Origin of the sequence: Burkholderia sp. Ac-20392 (assembly GCF_017104585.1) — a bacterium.
Classification (GTDB): domain Bacteria; phylum Pseudomonadota; class Gammaproteobacteria; order Burkholderiales; family Burkholderiaceae; genus Burkholderia; species Burkholderia lata.
This window is the reverse complement of sequence record NZ_JAAGPB010000746.1, coordinates 1-2854: the sequence shown is the minus strand read 5'-3', so window position 1 is coordinate 2854 and position 2854 is coordinate 1. Positions and strand designations below refer to the sequence as shown.

The 2854-nt window shown below is 66.5% G+C and carries 3 protein-coding genes and 1 pseudogene; 2 read left to right on the top strand and 2 right to left on the bottom strand.

The genetic code is table 11. From position 1 onward, the window contains the following. Together G3N99_RS37675 and G3N99_RS37670 are read right to left on the bottom strand one after the other, a co-directional pair. Positions 1 to 189: pseudogene (locus G3N99_RS37675) on the bottom strand (hypothetical protein); the annotation flags it as partial. 62 nt (positions 190 to 251) lie between these two features. Further along, on the bottom strand, positions 252 to 890 hold the full coding sequence (locus G3N99_RS37670; protein ID WP_206124908.1) for a 5-formyltetrahydrofolate cyclo-ligase: 639 nt from the start codon (positions 888 to 890) through the stop codon (positions 252 to 254). Positions 891 to 1122: 232 nt separating this feature from the next. Between G3N99_RS37670 and G3N99_RS37665 the strand changes: the two genes are divergently transcribed. Beyond that, positions 1123 to 2049 (top strand): LysR family transcriptional regulator, encoded by a 927-nt coding sequence (locus tag G3N99_RS37665; protein WP_206124907.1) that lies wholly within the window; start codon positions 1123 to 1125, stop codon positions 2047 to 2049. Between the two features lie 278 nt (positions 2050 to 2327). After that, positions 2328 to 2854, top strand: a 527-nt coding sequence (locus G3N99_RS37660) for an MFS transporter (RefSeq protein ID WP_206124906.1), incomplete at its 3' end; no start/stop codon positions are given.

Genomic DNA, 2854 nt, shown 5'->3' with positions numbered 1-2854 from the left:
GCGCGCCTGGTCCTTCAGCGCGCGCTCGAGCGTGGGCCGCACGTCGCTTTCCTTCATCGACGCGAACACCCAGTCGGTACGGACATGGCGTGCGGCGTCCCAGTCGCTTTCGGCGACGGCGTGTTGCGTGAAGGCCAGGCAGGTGGCCAGGCAACCGATACGGAGCATCGTTCGGGCAGACATTCTCATGGTGGACTCCGCTGAAGCGCGACGTGGTCGTCGCAGGGCGGCAACGCCGCGATGCCATGGCCCTAGTGGGCCAGGACGAGGATCGTCACGAGTGCGATCGGGGCCAGCGCGACACCCAGTAGGCCGAGCGCACCATCGGCTGCAATCGTGATCGGCGACAGCGCGATCTTCGCCCCCTGGCCGAGCACCGACGGCCGCTCGATCACCTTGACGTTGTAGCCGTGATTGAACGCCTGCGGGATCGACGACGGCGTGACGTCATTCGGCTGGTAACGCTTGCCGCTGATCGTGCCGCTTTCCGTCAGCTCGAACCGCTTGTCCTTGAAACCGTCCGCAAGCGCACGCTCGCGAAGCTCGGAGCCGGGCGGGGCGTCTTCGCGCGAAAGCCGCAGCACGTAACGCCCGGAGATCTTGTCGCCGTGCGTCTCGAAATCGTCGAAATCGGTGTACAGCTTGGGCCGGTAAGACGCCGTGAGGTTGACGCCGAGGGCCGGCGGCACATCGAAAATGTAGTGGTACTGCTTGCCGATCACGACGAGCTTCTTCCCGTCCGCGCTGATCAGAAACGCCGACAGCGTTTCCCGGTATTCCGGGTCCTTCATCATGCGATTGGTGATGGGGCCGATGTTGCTGTCGGCGCAGCCGACAAGCATGCCGGACGCTGCCACGGCGGGCAGCGCGAGAAATGTTCTTCTTTTCATGTGTGCTGGTTGGATGTTGTTCGTTATTCAGCGGAACCGCTTGAATGTCGGACGCTGCGTTCGTTGAACGCGGCACCCTGACGGCCGATCATGCGGTTTCTTCGCCTGCGCATTGTAGGGCGAAAACGGCTTGCGCAGTATCCTCCGGCCAGGCGCCGCGCCCGCGTGCGGTAGACTGCACGCTCGCTTGCCCACCGCCCACTACACGACCGCCCGCGCCCGCCGACACGCCATGGATCGAATCGATGCGATGAAGGTATTCGTCGCCACGCTGGACGAGGGCAGCCTCGCGGGCGCGGGCCGGAAGCTCGGCCGATCGCCGGCGGCCGTCAGCCGCGCGATCGCGTTTCTCGAAGAACACACGGGCACCGCGCTGCTGTATCGTACGACGCGGACGATCCGGTTGAGCGAAGCCGGCGAACGCTACGCGGCCGCGTGCCGGCGCATCTTGTCCGATCTCGAGGAAGCCGACATGCTGGTCGCCGACGAACGTTCGGCGCCGCGCGGCCTGTTGACGGTCACCGCACCGGTCGCCGCGGGTGAAGACGTGCTGCGCGCGCTCCTCGACGAATTCATCGAGCGCCATCCGGCCGTGTCGATTCGCCTGCAGTTGCTCGACCGCCCCGTCAGCCTGATCGACGAAGGGATGGACGTCGCGCTGCGCATTGCGCACCTGACCGATTCGACGCTGGTCGCGATTCCGGTGGGCGCGGTGCGGCGGGTCGTCGTGGCTTCGCCCGCTTACCTGGCGAAGCATCCGGCCATCGAGACGCCGGCCGATCTCGCGCAGCACCGGATCATCTCGATGACGCACTTCGGCCTCGATTCGTGGAGCTTCCCGCCGTCCGCGCCATCGGCACTGCCGCAGGTCGTCCAGTTCTCGCCGCGCTTCATCATCAACACGATCCGCGGCGCAGTCGCATCGGCTGTCGCAGGCCACGGCGTCACGCGGCTCTTTTCCTATCACGTCGCAGAACCGGTACGGAACGGCGCGCTACGGATCGTACTGCGCGACAGCGAACACGCGCCGCTGCCGATCCACCTTGTCACGCCTTACGGACGCCTTTCAGTACCGAAGGTACGTGCCTTCGTCGATTTCGCGGCACCGCGCCTGCGCGAGCACTTCACGCAGCTGGCGGCCATTACCGATGACGATTGAACCGCAACGCGGAAGAATGGCTTTCGCATGACGGGGATTCTCTCGACAATCGGCTCAATCTAGACTTCCTTCAACCAACGGACGCGCGCGGCGCCCGTTCAGCGAATGGAGGTCAACATGCATCAAGCGCTTTCCGTCCAGCCTCGCGCCCGTGCGTTCGAACTGACGCACCGCATGGGGCCCGGCATCGGCATGGCCCGTTCCGCATGCGTGCCGTTATCGGCAATCTCCGTCACGCAGGGGCTTCCCGCACCGCTGACCGCGACGGGGAGAGCGCAATGAGCACGATCTCGCCTGCACCCACGGCGGCCCTGGCCGAACGGCCCGTGGCCAGCTACGCCGAACGCAACACGCGCTACTGGCGGCGCAATCTCGCCGTGTGCGTGTTCGGCTCGTTCACGACGCTCGTCAGCCTGAGCATGCTGCTGCCGTTCCTGCCACTGTACGTGCGACAACTCGGCGTCGATACGCAGTCGGCGGTGATCCAGTGGTCGGGCATCGCGTTCGGCGCGACGTTTCTCGGCACGGCCGTCACCGCGCCGCTGTGGGGCCGCCTCGCGGACCGCTTCGGTCGCAAGCCGATGCTCGTGCGCGCGGCGATCGGCATGGCGATCGTGATGTCGCTGATCGGCGTCGCGCACAACGTGGTCGAACTCGTCGCGCTGCGGCTGCTCGCGGGGCTCGTCGGCGGCTACGCGTCGGCGTCGACCGTGATGGTCGGCACGCAGGCGCCGCGCGAGCGCGCAGGCTGGGCGCTCGGCATCCTGTCGACCGGCGCGCTCTCGGGCAACCTGTTCGCGATCAG